This window comes from Bacillus sp. PK6-16 (assembly GCF_056530295.1).
In genome coordinates this window covers 1-21,991 of the sequence record NZ_CP096512.1, presented here as the reverse complement: position 1 = coordinate 21,991, position 21,991 = coordinate 1, and the positions used below count along the sequence as shown (strand labels likewise).

The following is a 21,991-nucleotide window of genomic DNA, read 5'->3' as shown; positions in this document are numbered from 1 at the left end:
ATATCTTGCTCCCTATCCAAAAAACAACTGTCCAAATGGGAATTACGAGTATAAATGCATTTCGAAATCCAATAGCAAAGCCTAACGGATTTTCATCAATTTCGCTAAAATGAGTTTCATATTCTTCCATATTAAGATTGAGCTTTCTTACGGTTTCTTACTGCAAATAGGGCTCCAATTAAGCCGAGTGCGACACATGCAAGACCAATCCATTTTATGTATGGATTTTCAGCTTTACCGCCTGTTGTCGGAAGATACGTTTCAATTTTCTTTGGTGTTTGTTCTAATTGTGGTTTCATAACAATCTGCTGTGGTTGCTCTAGTTGTGGAATGACAGGTTTTTCGGTTACTTTTGGTTGTTCCGGTACCTGTGGTTGTGGCGCTCCTGGTTGCTCTGGCTTTTGTGGTATTTCTGGTTTTTGTGGTTGTTCTGGCTGTTCTGGTTTTGGTGTCTCTGGTGTAGGTGGTGTCGGTTTCTTCTGATCCTTCACCGTATGCTTAATAATTTGACCATCCTCTTTAATTTCAAAAGGGAATATCTCTTCATTCAGTAGATATCCGTCTGGTGCGAACGTTTCTTTATACGTGTACTTTCCATATGGAAGCTTGAATTTTGCAATGCCGTTTTCATCCGTTTTTCCTTTTGCAACTTCTTTTCCTTGTTCATTAAAGATAGTAAACTCAGCGTTCGGAAGCTTGTTGTTTCCATCCGCAATATCTACCTTCCTAATCTCTAACTCTCCTGTGATTTTCTTATTTTTTACTGTTAGCATGATTGTCTTTCCTTGTTCCGAGATACTAAAAGGAATAGATTCTTTCGTTAAAACATAGCCAGTTGGTGCTTGCTTCTCAACAAATGAGTATGCTCCAAATGGTAGGTCTTTCACTTCAATCAAACCGTTTTTATCACTTTTGTGTTCACTTATTTTCTTCCCTTTACTATCTTGAAGAACGAACACTGCACTTTCTAATTTTTTATCTGGATTCTCTCCATCTACTTTTAGAAGTTGCACGTTTCCTTTTACTTCTTTATTTTCGACAGTAAACGTCAACGTTTTCCCTTGTTCTTTAATCTCGAATGGATATTTAGTTTGATTAAGAAGGTATCCTTCTACCCCTTTTATCTCAACAAAATAATACTTTCCATATGGAAGATCCTTCACTTGTGCAATCCCTTGTTCATTTGTAGTTGTTTTTGTGATTTCTTTTCCCTCTGCTGTGAACATTGTAAATTCTACTTTTGAAAGAGTTCTTCCGCTGTCACTTAATTTCTTAATCTCGATATTCCCTTTTACTTTATTATTTTGTACTGTAACTCTTGTAATCTCACCTGTTTTAACTTCAATCTGTTGTGGCTGTTCATTCATTACATAACCAGTAGGTGATTTTACCTTTTACCTCTTTAAGAGTATAAGTTCCGATTTCTAAACCAGAAAGGCTAGCAATTCCTTGTTCATTTGTTGTAATAGTACCAACCTTTTCATTCATACTATTAAACACATCAAATACGGCACCTTGTAATACCTCTTTTTGTTCTCCTGCTTTAATAACTTCTAATTAACCTACTGACTTCCAATTCACATTTAAATCTGCACTTACTTTTTCTTCATTATGCTCTAATAGAACGGTAGCATCTTGAATTTTATCAGTTCCTTTGTAAGCAACTGCATGTAAATTGACTAGGTTAGAAGTGATTTTTAAGGAAAGGTTTCCTGTATTGGAGGATTTCGGAACCAAAATACGGAATTTCTCTCCTAATTGGAATTGTTCTTTCATATCTCCATTCTCAGTAACAATTTTTGTACCATTTGGTGCATTTGCAAGGTTTACAGCGAATACACCATTTTTAGCGTTACTTTCTACTTGGTACATACTCGTTTCAAAGTACTCACCATTAAGTTTTGCTTCTTGATTTTCAGTTGGAATTACATTCATGTAAGTTTCTTGTGTTTCATTACTATGATCTGCCGCATAAATAATTGCCTTGGCTGCCTTTTCGACATTAGCATTACGATGCTCAAGCTCCCAAATAAATAATTGCCCTAATGCATTCCAAACCGTTAATTGCGTTGCATAATGAGCTTCCTTCCAATTCGAAACACCTAATTCTTGTGGGGATTTCTGTGGGTATCCATTCATTAAAACTCTATATACCACATTATCTATTCGCCCTACTTCTGGAAGATCCTCACCATTCGGTGAACGTAGTCCATATGTAAGACAGTACGCAATTTGCCCATTAGAATTTTTGAGGAGTTCCGTTCTAACATCCTTCCCGTATTGATGGCTATAACTCCAATCCATTTTATATTGCTCACGCTGAATTACTTCAGCACTTACCTTAGTAAACGGAAATAGGAAGTTTAATGCTACAAGAAGCGTACTCATTGTAATGAGTAGCATTTGATACGAACGTTTCAACATGACTAACAGCTCCCTCATATGATATGCAGTTTTCAAAGATCATAAAAAACTTAATTTTCAGTTTTATTAACTTGAAAAATACTAATTAAGTTATCCTTTTTCTGTATTGTTCATTTACAATATAGATGTATAATTATTGTTTAACGAGTAAATGAAATTTGTTTCATTCTAATCTCGCTCGATAGTACGTAGCAAAAAACAGTTTTTCAATTGGTTCATTGAAAATATCGGCAAGAATTTTTGCCCTATTTTCAATAACCCCTTTTGTACCAGTTTCAATGTGGTACAGAGTTTTCACGGGTATTTCAGAAGCCTCCGACAGCTCTTGAATTGTTAACCCTTTTGATTCTCTAATATTGCGTATAACAGTCAATTTCTCACCCCCTTAATCACATTCTATTCTCCTTAAAGTAGAATGTCAATCCTTTAGGGAAACTTTTTTATCCCAACGGTGAATTTTTTTCACCATTAAAGCAAATTATTATCCCAAAGGTGAATAAATCGATTGGAGTGAAATAAATGATACAGAATTATTTCGGGGAAAATGTTAGAATTCTAAGAACACTTAAAGGATTAAATATGAAGGAACTTGGTGATGTTTTAGGAGTCGCTAGTAGTACTATTTCCAACTGGGAAAATAACAGGAAAGAGCCAAGTTTTGAAATGCTCCAAAAGATCTCCATTTATTTTAATGTAAGTACTGATCGACTCCTAAATCATAAAATTGGTGATAGTGAAGCTCTTACAACAGAAGATCGAAAATTAATTGTAGAACGTTTAGCTCAAGATTTGTACGAAAGTTATAAAAGTATTCCGGATAAAGATAAACCACTATTAGAAAATGAATTGATTGAGTATGCAAAATATTTAACGCATAGAATTGAGACTAAAAACAAACTAAAAGATAGCTGAAATCCATTATTCTTCTTGGAAGTTTCCAATTAACAGTAATAATTCACGATAAGTTTCTAAAATTTGATTGTCCTGGTCAATCATTTCATTAAACCATTCTTGATTAAGATTCATTTTGTAAACCTCCCGTATTTATGTGATTTATTATATTATCATGTGTTAGTGGCACGAAATTTTTACGCTTTTAAATAATGAACCACCATTATAAAGTACGAAAGACGCTACTTTTTAGTAGCGTCTTTCTTGCTTAAACGGCTTAACCACCACCGGGGTCGACCATTCTTTGCATAACATATTTATTTGTATCTTGCACTTTTGCATGTTGTGAATCTTGTGTTTCTAATTGAAAAAACGATGTCAATAGCATTACGGTGTATAACGTAACTGCTAAAAATTTATTCACTTGACTTCACCTCTTCTTTTAATAGCTCTTTCTTGACGTATTGCGAATAAAATATATTACCTGTCAATTCGAAAGATTCTAAAGATTCTTTTAATCCTATTATATCATTATTTACTTTCGAAAACGAATACTGTTGAAAAGCCGAGAATTTTTTTCCATCTTTTCTCAGTTCTTCATATAGCTTAATTCCTGTTTCCCAATCACCATGCATACATTCAAAGAAAGCTTTCTCAGATAAATGAATAAGATCAAATCTTATCTCATCCAAACTAATACCATTTTCTATATATAAATGCGCTAATGTAGTATGAAACGCTACATACTTTTGTGTTTTTTGTGGGACTTGAATACTTTCACAAAGAGAAATGGCTTTCTTAATATACTTCTCAGCTGTAGATGGGCATTCAAATGTGAAACTCTCTCCTAAACAGCACCAAGCTGTAGCCTTGATAATAGAAATATTTAATTCAGAATCTAGAATTTCATAACATGTATTGCGACATCTTTCTAAGTCATTTCTCATTAAGTATATATAAGCCAATCGCTCTTTATATTTCATTTCCAAACATCGCTTAACGTACTCTTGTTTCACTTCTTTTAAAATAACATCTGTACGATCAGCATAAGGAATAACAGCATTATAATTTTGCTTATCATACATAGCTTCCATATATAAAATATTTAAGGCTGCTTGGCATACTGTATCTGAAGAGAAATCTTTAACATACATCTCATCCAGTAGTTGCTGACCTCTTGCTATGTTTTGGTTCCTTTTGTTCTGTATTTTATAAACTGCTAAGTACTTCTTTAATCCTTTTGTATCTGAATGTTTTTCTATAATATCTGCTATTAATTTGTATTCTCCCATTGCTTGGCAATAGCATAATGCTTTTTGTACATTTAATGGTGTTTTACAAAGAAGAATATATTCATGAATGATTTTTCCTTGCTCTTCCGAACTATCACAAATGGCTTGAACTAACTTTAAGAAAATCTCAAATTTAAACTCTTCTGTTTTACATTGAAGTCCGTTATCAATTGTTGTTTTACTTGTTCCAATTTCCTTTGCTAGTTGTCTACTACTTATTTTCTTTTCAGTTTTAATTTTTGACAATTTCCCCATTAAATTCTCCAATGTAAAGCCCCCTTCCAAGCACAAGACACATCACCCAATATAAATTATTAAAAAGACATTTTAATCTATAGTGTAGTATTTTGATATATTCATGGAGGTTAATAATTAACTTATATAATCGGGTAATCAAAACTTGTCATTATATTATATAACTTAATGTTTTTTCTCATAAATTGTATAATTAGAAATATTTTAACACGAAGGTCTTATATTTATGTTTAAAGGGCCCATTATAAAAATTTTATAATTATTTATCAGAAAATTCAAAATTAAATGAGGAGATACAAAAGTTTAAATTCAGATATGTTTTTAGAGTGAATAAATTCACATGTTTTTTACAGATGGGATAACAAAGGCTACTTGAGGGGATTGATATTATTTTAATAACAATATAAGATAAAAAGAAAGATTGTATTTTGAAGAAAACATGTTTTTTTTAATATGTAGACAGAAAAAAAAACCCACTATACTCAGTTTTAAATTGGTCTCTAGTTTGGCGACATGAACCAATTTAAAACTCCATGAATAGCAAGGGTCTTATTTAACATTTTTAATGTTCACTTATGACGATAATTATAACATAAGGTGAATTTAATGTGAATAAGAACCTTTATTTTTCCATGTTTTTTCTGTATGTGTTTAGTGGGAGAAATAGGAGGTTTTTTTGTGATTTTACAAAACTTTTTGTTAAGTCGAGCAAAAGCTGAATTAAGTCCCCGTATCAAACACTTATCAAAGACTTCTGGGGCTATAAATCAAGCAATAAAGAAAATTACTACTTATATTGATAATGTTGTCCTTGAATATGAAGGTGTTACCACAAAAGATTATCTTACCAAAAGAAAATATGAGGCTTTAGAGACTGTTTTATCTTATTTAGTACAAGAAGGCTATAGTCAAGTTAGACAAGAACACATCAGCAAAAAATCTGGCATTTCAAAGCCTGTTATTAACTACGTATTTAATTGGTTGCAAGATTTAGGAGTATGCCAACAAATAAAGGTAAGGCGGCATGGAAAGATTGCCCCATCTGTTTACATCTTAACAATACATAATAACTATTTAAAAATCGTTGAATACTTCAAGATAAATTGGGCTGTAGCAATTGATGTTTGTGCTACTTTTACTAGATTTTTAAAGAACAAAATTAGTAAAAAGTCTGATGTGACAGATCTTGAATTTATGAAAAAAAACAATTTTAAACCTTCACCTTCCTTAGATTTTTTCGGCATTGAAGAGCAATCAAAACCTGCTGTTAATCATGAGGAACAAGGAAAAAATAATAGATTACAAGACTTAAATGATTATTTGAGTGAAGATCAGAAAAAAGCGTATTACTACATTTTGAGTCAAGAGCTAACATACCTATCTGAAAATGATGCATACACAATTGCTTTAAGATTGCCACCGGATATTGAACGGTACATAAGATGGGTTTTTGAAGAATGTGTACAATGGTTCCAGTTTAATAAAGCTGAAAACAGTAATCCTGCACATTTCATAAAAATGCTTAATCAAAAATCTAAACAAAATCAAGATCGTAGAAAACGTAATGCACAAAATACAAGCTCACTCTTAGATACAAATAATAGTCATACATTTGTTTTTTATAATTTTTTAGATGAGCACAATTAAAATCAAAAAATCCAATTACAAATAGCCTTGCTGAAAAAAACATATACAGTAATGCTATTTGTAATGTCTTCCTATCGTTCTTTATAACCTTGTTGGTCTGCAATCAAACAACTCATAAATCATATATATTTTCTATGTACTATAATTTTTTCTTTTTAATTCAACTATAAAATTTAAACCTTATGAATACAGTATATTCAATTATTATTTACTAAACTATTTACTTAGAAATTTACTAAGTAAAAATCTCCAATACCTTGATACAATAACCATTATGGCCCAAATATTAATTCTAATGTTTATATTTATTTTAATCTCTAAAACAAGATTTATTAAATATATTTAATATAGTACTTTGCATCTATTTGTAACTTTTTAGGGAGGCTTAGCATATTTTCTAAAAGATTCCCTAATTTTTTATATAATTTGGCATAAATCATATTTTAAACAATCGATTAAGATATAATTCTATCAGTTATATGACTACAGTGGCCTTTGCTATTCATCAAAATTGTTCAATAATATTGAATTATTTTTTTCTAAATTATCTATGTTCTTTAAAATCTTCGTCCCCCTTTTCATCTTCCTATACACATCTACATTTCATATCAAATTTATGATGTGTATTATTCAGAAATCTGGTCCATACTAATACAAATGAAACTTCAAATTAAGTTTTTTTAGCTATAATTATTTAATATTCAATTAATACATTTCATTTCCCAATATCCTCATTACTTTTCACTTATAAAAATAACCCTGTTCGAGATTCAAAACCCAACAAATATTATCAGTATTTTTATAAAATTCAAACAACATCTACGCAAGCTTTCATACAACATTAAAACGCTACTTTAACGCATAGCGTTCACATACAAATAAAGCTTTTTATTTGCTTTTTAGGCATATGTACTATAAAAACCGTACTTAATTGCTAATTCTATTAATGAAAGCTTTGATTCTATTGCAAATATCTAGTAAAATTCTTATATCAGCAACAAACTTCTAATATTAATAGTTAGTTTTAATATAGTTTCCTACGTACATTAATGTTGTATAAATACTTGTTCACTTCCAACAATGAACGCTATTAGAACGAATAGCGTTTATTATTGAAAAAACATTAACGCTAGATGTATAGACTGACTTAATATATAAGTATGTATACAAACAAACTGATATGAGTACAAATGATTAGATGGCTGCCTATAAAAATTTCTACTCTTAAAGGAAAGATCTTTTCAAGAACGAATCAATATTTAACATACAAATAATGGAGGTGTGAAGTTTGGAATATGGATATTTTGCACAAGAAGTAGCAAAACAACTAGATATAAACACCAATACACTTCGCAGATGGTCAATTGAACTAGAAAAAATGGAATATATATTTGAAAGAAATGAACGTAATCAACGAATTTACTATGAGAATGATATAGATATCTTAAAGCAAATGAAAGAATACTTAAATCAAAACTGGAAACTAGAAGAAGCTGCAACAAGAAGCATGGAAAATACTGAAGAGAACGCTCAGAAAACGGATAGCGTTCATGAGGAAAATGAAGTTCAAGTAACGCTCAGAAAGCGTTCAGAAACTGATATTTTAATGATTCAAGAAAAATTTTCTCACATGCTTGAGCAACAAGATAAAATTGTACAACAAAACCAAGATATCATTAAACTGTTATTACAGGAACGCTCAGAAAAAGAAGACAAAGATCTACAGATTCAGTTATTACAAGAAAAACTGGATAAAGCAATTGAACTATTAAATGAAGATCGCCAAGAACAACAAAATAACACCAAAAAAACGTTCATTCAACGTTTATTTAATTTAAATTAAATCAGATATACGTTTTTTATCAAATATATCTAATTGAGCAAAAAAAAAGCGGTAGCTACCGTTTTTTTTTGCTTACCCTTACAACACGAATACGTAGTTTTGTAAAAAAATTTCTATGATATGTTTTTTCTTGTTTAATTTCGAAGAGTGTAGTTTTTTACAACTTGTGTTACTAATCCTAACTAGAATAAACAGCCTGTGATACATGATGCTATTATAAGGGTTGATTAATTACATAAATTTTGTACTAAAATCATCAAAAAGCATCATGTCATTGGTAAAGAATACTTATAATTCAGTGGTATGCTCAAAAATAGAAAACTTGTAAAAGCGATTAGTGACATGTCTTAGTCACAATTTCAAACAATGTTGAAATATAAAGTAAAGTGGTGGAGTGAGCAATTAGTTGTAATATCTAAAACATTTGCTTCTAGTCAATTATGTTCCAATTGCAACTATAAAAACATAGATGCTAAAAATCTAAACATTCGTGAGTAGGATTATCCTTATTGTAGCACACATCATGATAGAGATCGTAACACAGCGCTCAATCTTAGAAATGAAGCTAACCGTAGAAACTATCGGGATAGCCTACTGAATTAGAAACCGTTTGGCTTCTGTACTTAGGTATCCATTACCTCAAGGATACTAAGTACTCAGTTGTCCAATATATTTTTCTTAACATATCTTATTGGACCTTTCTTATGGATTCCAAAAACTCTCTATATCGCTAATAAAAACATGTTAATCCTATTTCCTAAAATTAGTTAAGTGTTTACTTTGTCAATTTTTAGGGAAGATTAACAAATCCTCTAATTTCTTAACCACATAATAAACCTGTTAGGAAACTCCATGCTTTTTCTAGCCTTCTTTAATTCATTTTGCCAGACTAAATTTTTCATATAAATGTCATCAATCAAAGCATTCATTATTATTAAATCCTATGCGTTATAAACGCTATTATTAAAGGCCATATCTTTACTTCCAAAGTTATATTATGTCCTTAAAGGAAAACTACTCTATTTATGCACTAAATCTCTAATGAACGCTATGCGTTCATTATTTATAAAACGTTAAATTAACGTTTTATAAGCGCTCATATCGTTTTTTTATTGTATTAAAATGCTTGCCATCTAATATCCTTACAGATCGTTTCAAGTTCAAAACACTAAACACAGAAAATTTTCCATTCTTTAATTTGTTAGGCCGCTATCACATAGCTCCTAAGTCTTTTAGAAGATTCGTATCGCTCTTATAATTTAAAGCTTTGCTAATAAGATATGTACCACAGGAAGAACACGCCAACTAAGGTCTATATTTCCGTAATCATACTTCGAAATTGTGACCATGATACCTCACTAATTGCTTTTGCTAACTTATGATTCTTTAACATATTCAATACTTGCAAATCCTCTATACCGATCACATCGTGGTTTTTGATGATGTCAGTTGAGATTTTATCCAAGTAATCTTTTCTAGCATTTGATATGTATTCATGAATTCTAGCTACCTTGACTCGTTGTTTATTCCACCGAAAAGATCCTTTCATTCTTCTAGAAAGAACACGCTGTGCTTTCGCCAACTTATCTTCTAATGATTGGAAAAACTTCGGATTTTTATAGGGTGTTCCATCTGACAAAATAGCGAAATCTTTTAGTCCTACATCTATTCCTATGTAAGAATGTGTTTTCGAAAGTTCTTGTACTTCTGTTTCAACTAATAGTGATACAAAATATCTGCCAGAAGGGTTCCGTCTAACAGTCGCATTTACAATACGTCCCTCTACTTCACGACTTTTGGCAAATCGAATACGGCCTAGTTTCGGCAACTTTATTTTGTTCCCTACAACGGCAATGTTTTCATTTGTTTGTTTTGTGGTATAGGATTGTACGTTGTTCTTCTTAGATTTAAAGCGCGTATAAGCATCAGCAAAGTTGCGAACAGAAGACTGAATCGCAAGACTATCCGCTTCTTTGAGCCAAACAAACTCTTTCTTCATGGCAGGAAGTTTGGCAGAGCATGTACCATATGTTAAACCTTTTCCAGTCTCTTTGTATGCGTGATCCCATAGGGATAGGAAATGATTGAATACAAAGCGAGAACAACCTATCGTTTTGTTAATTAGAATTGCTTGTGCTTGAGTTGGATAGATACGAAACTTATAGGCTTTATTAATTATCATTTGATTCACCTCCATTTCTGTATATGACTATTATATACGGAACATACATTCGATGTGTAGTGGAGTAAAACTTTCTGTAAGTCCAACAATTAAGATTAGTAATAATAAAACACCATCATACCATCGCAGCGTTCATTATTATTAATTTATACGCGTTATGAACACTATTAAATAAAACATATCTATCCTAAAGCCACATTATACGTTTAGATATAAAAATATCTAAACGTATAATATTAATGAACCGAATTCCTTGTGAACGCATAGCGTTCACGTTTTACTAATCGTTAAATTAACGTTTAGTAAGCGTTCATTTTTTTATTCCTACAGTATTAAACATCTTGCGCCTCAAACAGCCTGTAAGGATGTTTGGAGACGCAAGATTACTAAATAAAAAGACAATCCATTTCTTATTTGTTAGGTGGCTATTCTCATAATTCATACGCTTTATAAATAAAACACTTCGTTCTTATGATTTAAACTTGTGTTAATACCTTTATCATACTGTGTGTTATAAGAATGAAACTCTCATGAACATCTATAACACGAATAAAATTAGGGGATTTCTTGAAATACACCCTTGGAAGATTATGCTTTGCTTCTTGCAAGTTGATCCCTGTTTAAAGAATTTAATACGACATATTTTTACTTCATTTAGTTGAAATTGTTTTTATAACATTTAGTACTAGTTATAAAACAATTTATTATATTATAATAAATAATATAGAGAATATTAATTTATGTATAGATATATTTTATTTTTATCATTCAAATGGAACAAAACATCATATGAATACTTATTTTATTTATTCATACTCTTGTTAGGTGTAACGCTCTTTAAATAACTCCTAACGTTGTAGTTAATGGATTAGTCGGCAAAATAACGGATATCGTTCACGTGAAAATAAACACTAAAATAACACTTTGATAACGTTTAGGTTCTCCACGAATCCCGATACCTTAAAATATTCACTTAACCTTTATAGATTATAGTTAGGATTACTAATTTTAATTTATAACGTCTTCAATTTGGTAACATCATTTAAAAGCATAGTTGCTTAAAAGTAGCATTCTCAAAATTATTGCATAAATTTTATCAATCTCTGACAAAGAACTATTTCCTCAAAATGTGAACGTGGTAGGTGTATGCCAATTGACGTAAGCCAAAATGCTTGGCTTGTTATCATATAATTGTAGATATTGCTTTTTATGAATTCTTAAGATAGGATGTTGGTTGCAGAAAACTCATTGCAATTGTAAACTATCGTCCCATGCTTGACGAAATTATGAAAAACAGGATAAAACAGTATTCTCATATATTAAATACATCCTATACAAAAAATTATTAGTAGTGTTAAAAATATTTCCCGAGGGTTTCATGACCGTTTTTATAACGTTCATGAAACCCTCAATGTGTGGTAGTAACTTTCGTTACACTCATAAATCCTATTATAAAATTTTTCTATTTTTTTATAATTATATTATAACGCTAGAAATGAATTGATTTATTTTTTTAGTTAATCCTTGATTAATATATCTATTATGATATATGCCATAAGAATGAAAAATTCATTCGTAAAACCTCTAAAATAAGTGCCTAAAGCATGCGATTAGATACAACTATAACTTTCTCCTCATTACATTTTGCCTTGGACTCCAACGTTATTGAAAAATTACATCTAAGATACATCAAAAAATTATTGCCTTCTTTAGACTATATATGCCAGTTCAAAGTATCATTCGTTCTTCTGAAAAGAATACGTTTTGTTTTTATTAGCTAGTTTCTACTGTTCGAACAAATTTAGCTTTTTTATAAATAAAAAAACTTCTTTAATTCCTAACCCCACATCATTCTCAACAGAAGTACCAATTTTCATTAATTCTTTTATGTATCATCTAACAGTCGTACTAAGTCATAGACTTTGCAAATAGCGTTCCACTACAGATTATAGATATTTTTGTTTGATCACCTATTATAACCATATTCCTATTCGTTTGTTTCTTGTGTAGAATTTTATTTTGTTTGGATTAGAGTCATTCATTTCAAAAAACATATGCTTATATCCATCGTACTTCTCTCCGGACTAAGATCGCTATTTTGAATCTTCTTATATAAAAAAAGAAGATTTTTTTAAATTACAATCATACTATCTCTTAGCCAGAGTTTCTGCTCTATCCATCAAAAACATCGAATTAACTAATATGTAAATATGCAACTTAAAATTGATTCAAGAAGGCCCCATTGTAAAAAAACAACGCCTAAATAACACTTCTAAAACGTTCATATAATAAAACTATTGTGTTTAATGTAACTTAAGAAACTTAAATATATAATCCAAAAAAATATAAGATTTGGTTAAAAAATTTGTTTTTTCACCATAAAAATTTAGAGTTAATTTCGAAAATAAAACAAGAGTACTAAAGGTTATTCATTATCTATTTAAATATCTTACTTTTAAACTTTAAGCCAGTATTCCTGTGATTCTCCGTGAACGCTATGCGTTCACGGAGAATCACTTACCACATTCCTACTATAAACAGTAAAAGTATGTTACCAATGGCCCTCCTAAAAAACACCTTTTCAACATAGCTTTATATTGCCACTATGATCTAAGTATGTATGTAGAGACTATTTTGATATCTATGTGATTTTTTATATAGAAATACTTCAATTAAAATTCTTTACAGCCTATACAAACTATTTTTTTTATTATTGAGCTAGAAAAATAAATTTATAGGTTTTATCATTACGTAAACCATTTTTTCTTTAAAAACACCTTTAAATGTCGCTATTACAATGTTTAACGCTTTAAAAACGCCTAGTGTTCATCAGCTAAGTTCGCCAGATAAACACCATAATAACGTTTGTTTAGCAAATATATATAAATCTGTAATTAATCCTGTTCAATTTTTATATTCAAATCAAATTTCATAGATTCTCTATTCTTTTAAAGGAGTGCTGCAGATACAAATAGAACATATACAATAAAAATACATATTGTAACTTGATATGTAGAGGGTTAATTTGCATACTACTTTTTTAGTCTTTTAGTTATAGTTATCATCAAAATAGCCAAAAACAAACTTATATAATAAAGATTTCAGTTTAAAACCGTCTTTCAATGCGTTATTACACCAAAAAACATCTAATCTTCCAATCTCATTTTTTTATCAGCTATTTGTTTGTAAAAAACATTTAAATCGTTGATATAAAAGGGGGTAACGCATTAATAACGCCTAGCGTTCACGTAATATCAAACACCGAAATAACACCTTTATAACGTTTATTCGGCTAACTATTTTAACTACTCAAGTATGTATAAGCCATATTCGTAATTAATCTATTTGCTTTCTAATTTTCTTCCTCCTGATTAAAATGTATACCTCATTCCATTAGATATCTCTTGGATTCCCCAAATATATCATCAATAGTCTATCCGTAAACCATAGAAACAACATGATATTATAAAAGGCATCTTCGACAAACGTATTCCTCCCACCAATAACGCCTTTTATATTTTATAGATATCCAAAAGATATTCAGTTTATATTCTAAAATACAAAGGATCAGAAATATCCCGAAATAACCCAACCCATCTCGATTTATTATCTAGTTTATATTTATTTTATATCTATTTTATATTTTTTTGTTCATAAACCTTATAAAACCCTTGTCGTTTGAGGTTTTATAGGTTACAATATATTTATTAGATATAAATTAGAAATAAAATTCCTAGAGGTGATGTATAGTGGCAAGTTTAAAAGGCAAAACTCTTCATATAGACATAGAAGGTGATATTGGGAACGATTCGTTTAAAGGTTACATCAATGGTGAATACATAAAAATGAAAAATGTATATCAGAGTGTATATTCAATGCCTAATGTTACTGAAACAAACATACAAAAAAACGTAGTAAATTTAGTAGATAATATGTTCGTGAATATTGCTAGTAAATCAATTCGAAGATCTGGAATGTATTTCATTGGTAATCGAGCGATGTTAACAGGGAAAAATCCTAAAAACATGAACATTAAAATAGGTCAAAAATACAATGATGATTTACCACTAATTAATATGCTAGGATTAATTGCAAACAAATCAGTTCAACTTGAATGGGAACGCAAAGAAGAACTACCACAATCAATCAATGTGACTGTTGACCTTATTTCAGCTATCCCAGCAAGCCAATGGACACCCGTAAACGCTAAACACTTAGAAGAACGTTTTACTAATTCAACTCATGTTGTAGTGGTTTATGTAGGAGAAGAGCAGGTAACGGTTAGCTTAACCTTTAATAGTGCAAACATTACACAAGAGGGTGTTCCTCCATTATTTGCAATTCTTGAAGGGGAAGAGGCGATGTTTACTGATTTCACTAAACTATATGCAAAAAAACTTGAAATCAAAAAAATTGACGGCTCGTTCTTTAAAAACAAAAAGATTTTACATTCTGATATTGGGGACGGAACAACTGAGTATATCTACACAGTGGGCGTAAATCCAGTAATTGATGCTTGTAGCGGTGAAAGACGAGGTGTCGGTCATGCTACAGAAGAAGCTGTAAAATTATTAAATCAAGAACGTGGCACAAATATTAAACGCCAACAATTCTCTCAAATTCTTCAAGATATAGATCATAAATACCATGAAGAGGCAACAACACACTTTAATATTACAAAAGTGGAACAAGCTGAACTAATCCTAGAAGATACAGATGAAAAATATGTAAATAATACAGCCAGTGAAGCTGAAATTTTATGTGTGTATGGTGGGGGAAGTATTACTTTTAAAGATGAATTATATAATCAATTATTAGAGTATTGTGAGCGAGTTGGAATGTACTTATTGTGGATTCCGGAGAAATACGCTGTAGATATGAATGCTAAGGGGATGCAAATTATCAAGAAAATTCTTTCTCGAAAAAAGGTGAAATAGTATGTCCGGCAAAAAAAGAGAGTCCTTCTTCTGGAACCTCAAGAAGATTGAGAATGAAGAATTCTTTAAATGGTTCGAGTCACAAAGCAATATAGCCGATTCTTTATATAAACTTGTATGTTATTTTATTGATAAACACGGATTACAAGACGTGGCTGATTATAAGATACAGCAACAAATGCAAAAAGAAATTTTACTTCAAGATAAAGACTTTTTAAATGATGTTAAGCGTATACTATTGAATAATTCAAATCTTACTATTCAAAAAGAAAACCAAGCAAATCAAGAAGAGGTAGCAGACCCGAATAAAATAGTCTCATCTCTTGAAAAAAATACTACTTCTAAAGATACAGATATAGGAAATGAATCAACAACTGAAAAAGCAGTCCTAAAAGATGAATATGAAGACCTGGATACAGCCAATTTATTTGGTAACTAGCGTTTTCAATCCATGATAAAAAGAGTCCCTAAAGTGGTATTATCCCCTATAGGTAGACAGTAAAAAAAGAGTCCATCTGATATGATGGACTCAATACTGTTTTATCTGGAGGGGATTTTTTTATGGCAAGAAAAGGACAATCATTTCAAAAATATACAGAAGAACTAAAGCGAGAAGCAGTTCGTCTTCGATTAGAAGAGAGAAAATCATTGCGAGAAATTCGTGAACAACTCGGTGTGAAGAGCGATGCCCAGATTATTGAGTGGGTAAAACGTGCGCAACAAGGGGAGTCCTTTGATGATCAACGTGGTGTCTGGAATCGAAAGAATTTTAATAGTCTAGAAGAAGAAAATGCTTATTTGAAGGCACAGGTTGAGTATTTAAAAAAGCGCAATCCAAATCTACACGGGAAGGAATGGTCCTAAAGAAAGAACGATTTTCTCTTATCGATTCATTACGCCAAGCCTATCCACTCCGATGGTTGCTTCAAATCGCGGAAGTTTCTAAGGCTGGCTACTATAAATGGCGGAAATATCATAACGTGCAGCGTTTACGTCAGAAAAGGGATATGTGGCATAAAGAACATATTTTATCTATTCATCGTCAGCACCCTTACTATGGGTATAAACGTATGACTCGTGCTTTGGCTCGAGAAGGAATGGTAATGAATCATAAACGTGTTCGTCGTCTTATGAGAGAGCTGGGTATTCAATCTATCATTCGAAAAAAACGTCCGTTTTATGGAAGAAAAACATCTGTGGTATTTAAAAATCATTTGAATCGAGAGTTTCAAGCTGAAAAGCAAAATCAAAAATTCGTAACAGATATTACTTATGTACGAATCGGAGAACAATTTGCCTATTTGTCAGCTGTGTTAGATTTATACAACAATGAAATTGTTGCCTGGAAGCTATCTTCAAGAAATGATTTAGATTTGGTTTTAACTACATTACGTCAATTAGAAGGGAAGTCATTAACTACTAAGCCCCTTTTCCATTCAGATCAAGGGTTTCAATATACATCTAAATCCTACGCAAAACAGTTAGAGAAATTAGGATTTGTCGGTAGTCATTCTAGACGTGGAAACTGTTTTGATAATGCGTGTATCGAATCATTCTTCTCACATTTAAAAACAGAGAAGTTGTATTTAGTGTGCCCAAAAACATATGAAATGGCCTACCGAGCAATTCAAGAATATATTCAATTTTATAATACAGAAAGCTTCCAAGAAAAACTTCACGGCCTTTCCCCGATAGAATATCGGGAAAAGGCCGTGGCATAATACTCTTTTTATTACTGTCTACTTGACAGGGAGATGACCACTTTAGGGACTCTTTTTATCATGGATTGAAGCTTTTCCTACATCTTATCAAGAATAATTTGCCTTTTATACCACTGACTTAATTTATTTTTAGCCAGACCTGAAAGACGTTTTGTTTTCTTATTATAGAACCTAGAAAGGGTTGGTTGTGATATGCCGATTTCTTTTGAAAGTTCTCGCATTGTAATATTTTTATTCATATGAAAGAATGATATTTTTTCTCTAATTGAATTTTCATACTCATCAACATCTAAAGTGTTATTTTCTATTTTCACAAGAGACTCATCTTGTATTATATCTACTGTTTTTTTCTTCACTATTTTTTCCATTGAATTCATTAATTCTTTAGGAGGTAAAATTATTACACCTAACTGAGCATAATAGTTCTTAAACCAATTCTTTTTGGTTAACATTTCCTCTTTTAAATCTTCACTGTACTCCCAATGTGATAGTACCTTTTCCTTCTCTAAATCAATAAGAACATTTTCTAACTGTTCTCGAATACGATTTGGCTTTTGATTTTGATTTATCCCCATGACTGCCAGTAATCCCTTATCTCCTCCTATAGAGTAAGGTCTTTTTAAACTAGAGAACATTTGACGAATTCTCCATTGCCAAGTTAAATAACGAATCAATCTCTTATGATATTTATGTCTATAACTATTATATTCCAACGCTTTTTTTGATAACAATGCCGTTGTACTGCTAGAACCATATAAATAACCCGATAAGAAGCTCCCTGGCTTAATCCTACAAGATTCTATCCCCATATATTCATTAGTGTTATTATCTCTCCAGAGTACCACGGAATCTAATACAAAAAGCCTCTTAATAACTTCTCGCTTTACTTCATAATGTTTACCTGCTTCAGCTCGATCATTTAATACAACTACCTCATTATCATCATTTAAGTAGATAAAAATACTTGCCAAGGCAGCAATACGTTTTGCAACTTTTATTTTATCTTCTGCTCGATAATATTCTGTGTTATTAGCCTTTGCTTTAGGTATGCTACACATTTCTAATACCTGATTATATGAAAAGTCTATGAATTCATCAGGCGATTTTGCCTCATTTAACCATTGGATAGTAATTGCATCTAGACAATCAGCAGTTAAATCATCCATATTACTCATTACACCATCAACCAATGTATTCCAACGAGCGGCTTCTTCAGTATTTATTAATCTTAAATCTTCATCTTTATGTGAAGAAAGTTGTGCAACTCCACTACTATCTTTGGTTTCAATTGGATAAGATTTCAACTTTGTATTTTCATCTTCTTCAAATTGATTCTTTGCTATACCATCTCTTAATTTATAATAAACCGCAGAATTATTTACTTCATAATAATTTTCGTGCTCTAAACCTGTATTAGATTCCTTTGATTCCTGCAAGCTTTCATTGTTGGCCCTTGAAAACTCTTGCTCCACAAATATCCCTATTGCCACATCAATTTCAGTTTGATATGCTTCTATGTTAGTGAATATTTCCAAAGAGGAAATCCCCTTTTTTTGCTGCTGTTCAAGCCACTGCACAAGCATTGAAAATGATGGAGAGAAATAGTCCGAAGTTACAATCCTATTAGTATCTTCCTTAACTTCTAAGTAATAAGCATTCCATTTATACCACAATTGTTCATTATGTTTATAGATTGGTGCTGATATTACTAATGCATCTTTAAACAATTGTAGAACATTATCCATATACATCCTTCTCCTTATTTAATTTCCAATTGAGAATGATTTTTAAAAAGAATACAGTAAGTTCTATCCAACCATCCCTTAATGATAATCTAGCACGTATGCTTATAACCACCTCTTTTACTGATTATACAAGACTGCATCCATTTGGAAAAGGTGAGAGATTATAAGAAACCTAATATTTTTCAAGGTATTAGCTAAAACATGAAATTCTTTTGCGATATCATGTCCCTTTTGACTAAACATGAAAAAGCTAAGTTATTTATGTTTTAACAATTTCGTTTTATATAGGGTAAAACTCATTACAATTTGCATACAAAGTGAAAATTTATAGCGGTATCATGTCCCTTTTGGCTAAATTGCGGACAAATTTAACCTTGAATGTTTCGCGGAATTCAACTATATTTTTTCGAAAAATCCTTCTACCCTTGATACAAAAGGGTTTTTCTATATTCAAGACATGAAAAATCATAGCGGTATCATGTCCCTTTCTTGTTTCATAAATCCGTTAAAATCCCTTATATACTATATGTTTATACAACATCTTCTCAAATTTCAGGGAACTATATAATATGAAAAATCATAGCGGCATCATGTCCCTTTCTTGTTTCATAAATCCGTTAAAATCCCTTATATACTATATGTTTATACAACATCTTCTCAAATTTCAGGGAACTATATAATATGAAAAATCATAGCGGCATCATGTCCCTTTCTTGTTTCATAAATCCGTTAAAATCCCTTATATACTATATGTTTATACAACATCTTCTCAAATTTCAGGGAACTATATAATATGAAAAATCATAGCGGCATCATGTCCCTTTTTATTTAAAAAGATGAAACATCCTTAGCGGTATCATGTTCCTTTTATAAATATCAAATTTTATATAAATCCCTTTAATAGCAATGTTTATCAATGGTTTTCATATTAATTCCAATAAAAAGAAACATGAAAATCCACAGCCCTATCATGTCCCTTATATTTCTATAAAAGTAAGCTTTAAATCCCATTAAAACAAGGTTTATGAGCGATTTATGACTCATGTTCTTGTTTATTCAGAACATGAAAATCCATAGCGATATCATGTTCATAAAAAAAATAAAACAAAACCTGAAACCCCTTGGTATGAAAGGGATTAACGTACATTTCATTTTTTCATGTTTGCTCTTAAAGGGCCCCATTTCATCCAATTTTGATTTGCTATAATTAAAATCGGTATATTTTATATTGTACGGATATGTATATTTTAATTTGTATAGGAGGTGAAAAAGATGAGCAAATCATTTGTTATTCGTAATCAACGTAGTCTAAATGGCCAATCTACTAATGCAGTTATAGTTACATTAAAATCTTGGCAAGCACTTGTTGATTCATTGGAAGGAAAATACTATAGCTATAAAGATACATACCTTGAAGATATTATCAATCAAATGTCGTATGAAGAACGCATTGCGGATATCGATGGATTTGTTGCACAAGCAAAACCATCTTTTTCACGTCATACTATTTCAAAGCCTATGGGACGAAAACATAAATTGTATGGTATTACAAATGCAGATCTTGAAGTATTCCTTTACCTACATAAAAAATGCTATACGAATGGCATTATTCCAAACGTAACAGTACATATGCTTTGGGAAGACTATAAACAGTACAAAGAAGAATTTGCATGTATACAGCATTCTCAATTCTATATTGCATTAAGAAAATTAAACCTACATAACATTATTACGATTGAAAATGAATTAGATAGTCGATATACAATTAAAATAACTCATTTTATGAATGAAGAAACAGAAAAAGCGAATCCTTATGTTTACATTAGTCCTGTAGTCTTTACAAAGGCTTTCTTTGAACTTTCAATAGCATCTAAGAAGCTATTCTTAGATATTGCTATGCAACAGCACCGAGAAACTACATTAAAACGTTCTTTAGACAAACAGGATGAAAGAGGAAATAAGACTCACTTTGGTGGGATGTACCGCTTTTTACATAAGAAGTATCCACATCAGATTCGTGCAGTTATGAAAGAACTGACCACTGTATTGCCATGTACAGGGTCTCCACTATTCAAAATCTGTAAACTACAAAAAGGGGTTCAAAACAAGAAAAAATATACAACTTTATTTTTATCTATTCATGCAGACTTCTTGTGTGGAAAAGAATCAGGAGAACTACAGTATCGTGATCCTTTTACTCCAAAGGTTACGTATGCCCGTAAAGCTCGATTTATTGAATCTACACTACAAGAAATGCATATCGGAGAATTTACACGAGACATGAATAAATTTATTCATGTACTTAAAAATACCTGTCATCGACAAATTCGCAGTGTAATACATAGTTTGCGTGACATGATTGATCGCACTGAAAAATATCCAAGTAAATTAGTATATACTCTAAAAAAATTACTAAATCAAACATCACAGTATCATATTCTTGATACCGCAGCTAAAGAAGGAATTTATCCTCTTATTACACAGCACGTCCCAGCAAATCAAAAAGAACAAGCTATTTTTGATTTCGGATTGTATTTCTCTATGTATTCTCGCCGAAGCATCAAGAAGCTGTTCCGCAAAACATTTGAGCTATTAAAGTACAAATTTGCCGTACCTGTTACAGAGGAATCTTACCATCGTAATTACCTAAGATATCAAGAAGAAACATTATTTAGAAAATACGCTTATGAACAAGGTACAAACTTAAATGCTTACATGGCTTTAGAAATAGAAATGCGTGAACTTTTAAAAACTAAAGGACATAAAGAACGCTTTATTCCTAGTGATGTACGTGAATTGTTCATTGAAAAGATAGATAAATTACCAAAGGAAAAGCTACGGGTAATTGAAGTACCTAATAGCATAAATTTAATTGCCTTTATACGTGCCTTGGAACAGTTGATACGTGCTGGAATTCAAGTCACAACAACTGAACAAGTATTAAAAGTAATCGAAGAAATGTAATCATTTTCAGCTCTCTATATTTGAAAAAAATCAAAGTAGAGGGCTGTTCGTGTTGGCTCTATCATTCAAAGTCTTTTTATTAGATACGTT

Annotated in this window: 11 protein-coding genes and 3 pseudogenes; 8 read left to right on the top strand and 6 right to left on the bottom strand. The window is 31.1% G+C overall.

The window, feature by feature from the left end; all coding sequences use genetic code 11:
- Positions 1-131: 131 nt before the first annotated feature.
- Together M1D66_RS27340 and M1D66_RS27335 are read right to left on the bottom strand one after the other, a co-directional pair.
- Positions 132-2,424, bottom strand: a pseudogene (locus tag M1D66_RS27340) (SpaA isopeptide-forming pilin-related protein).
- 163 nt (positions 2,425-2,587) lie between these two features.
- Positions 2,588-2,797, bottom strand: a complete 210-nt coding sequence (locus M1D66_RS27335; RefSeq protein ID WP_012263734.1) for a helix-turn-helix transcriptional regulator — start codon at positions 2,795-2,797, stop codon at positions 2,588-2,590.
- Between the two features lie 146 nt (positions 2,798-2,943).
- Here M1D66_RS27335 and M1D66_RS27330 point away from each other — a divergent pair, with 146 nt between their 5' ends.
- Positions 2,944-3,336 (top strand): helix-turn-helix domain-containing protein, encoded by a 393-nt coding sequence (locus tag M1D66_RS27330; RefSeq protein WP_012263735.1) that lies wholly within the window; start codon positions 2,944-2,946, stop codon positions 3,334-3,336.
- A 256-nt stretch (positions 3,337-3,592) separates the two neighbouring features.
- Here the strand turns inward: M1D66_RS27330 and M1D66_RS27325 are convergent, their stop codons facing one another.
- Both M1D66_RS27325 and M1D66_RS27320 read right to left on the bottom strand, forming a co-directional pair.
- Positions 3,593-3,739, bottom strand: coding sequence for a hypothetical protein (locus tag M1D66_RS27325; RefSeq protein WP_242555382.1), 147 nt, complete (start codon positions 3,737-3,739; stop codon positions 3,593-3,595).
- Complete coding sequence (locus tag M1D66_RS27320; protein ID WP_242555391.1) at positions 3,732-4,862, bottom strand: AimR family lysis-lysogeny pheromone receptor; 1,131 nt, start codon at positions 4,860-4,862, stop codon at positions 3,732-3,734. The genes M1D66_RS27325 and M1D66_RS27320 overlap by 8 nt, the downstream gene beginning before the upstream one ends.
- Positions 4,863-5,540: 678 nt before the next feature.
- Here M1D66_RS27320 and M1D66_RS27315 point away from each other — a divergent pair.
- From M1D66_RS27315 to M1D66_RS27305, 3 genes and pseudogenes are all read left to right on the top strand, one after another.
- A complete protein-coding gene (locus M1D66_RS27315) occupies positions 5,541-6,509 on the top strand; it encodes a Replicase RepFR55 (RefSeq protein ID WP_242555381.1) in 969 nt (322 codons plus the stop codon).
- A gap of 1,288 nt (positions 6,510-7,797) precedes the next feature.
- A complete protein-coding gene (locus M1D66_RS27310) occupies positions 7,798-8,352 on the top strand; it encodes a MerR family transcriptional regulator (RefSeq protein ID WP_242555380.1) in 555 nt (184 codons plus the stop codon).
- A gap of 231 nt (positions 8,353-8,583) precedes the next feature.
- Positions 8,584-8,955 (top strand): annotated as a pseudogene (locus M1D66_RS27305) (zinc ribbon domain-containing protein); the annotation flags it as partial.
- A 721-nt stretch (positions 8,956-9,676) separates the two neighbouring features.
- Here M1D66_RS27305 and tnpB read toward each other — a convergent pair.
- A pseudogene (gene tnpB / locus M1D66_RS27300) lies at positions 9,677-10,534 on the bottom strand (IS200/IS605 family element RNA-guided endonuclease TnpB); the annotation flags it as partial.
- 3,749 nt (positions 10,535-14,283) lie between these two features.
- On the opposite strand from tnpB, the gene M1D66_RS27295 reads away from it, so the two are divergent.
- From M1D66_RS27295 to M1D66_RS27285, 3 genes are all read left to right on the top strand, one after another.
- A complete protein-coding gene (locus M1D66_RS27295) occupies positions 14,284-15,471 on the top strand; it encodes a ParM/StbA family protein (RefSeq protein ID WP_242555379.1) in 1,188 nt (395 codons plus the stop codon).
- A 1-nt stretch (position 15,472) separates the two neighbouring features.
- The gene (locus M1D66_RS27290; protein ID WP_242555378.1) at positions 15,473-15,910 is read left to right on the top strand and encodes a hypothetical protein; all 438 of its coding nucleotides are present in this window, start codon (positions 15,473-15,475) and stop codon (positions 15,908-15,910) included.
- A 122-nt stretch (positions 15,911-16,032) separates the two neighbouring features.
- Positions 16,033-17,192 (top strand): IS3-like element ISBth8 family transposase gene (locus M1D66_RS27285; RefSeq protein WP_242555377.1). Its coding sequence is split into 2 segments (ribosomal slippage): positions 16,033-16,291 and positions 16,291-17,192, totalling 1,161 coding nucleotides; the frame shifts between segments, so codons are not numbered across the junction.
- A gap of 77 nt (positions 17,193-17,269) precedes the next feature.
- Here the strand turns inward: M1D66_RS27285 and M1D66_RS27280 are convergent.
- Complete coding sequence (locus tag M1D66_RS27280) at positions 17,270-18,937, bottom strand: helix-turn-helix domain-containing protein (protein WP_219304500.1); 1,668 nt, start codon at positions 18,935-18,937, stop codon at positions 17,270-17,272.
- Between the two features lie 1,272 nt (positions 18,938-20,209).
- Here M1D66_RS27280 and M1D66_RS27275 point away from each other — a divergent pair.
- Positions 20,210-21,901, top strand: coding sequence for a hypothetical protein (locus M1D66_RS27275; RefSeq protein ID WP_283502911.1), 1,692 nt, complete (start codon positions 20,210-20,212; stop codon positions 21,899-21,901).
- Positions 21,902-21,991 lie beyond the last annotated feature (90 nt).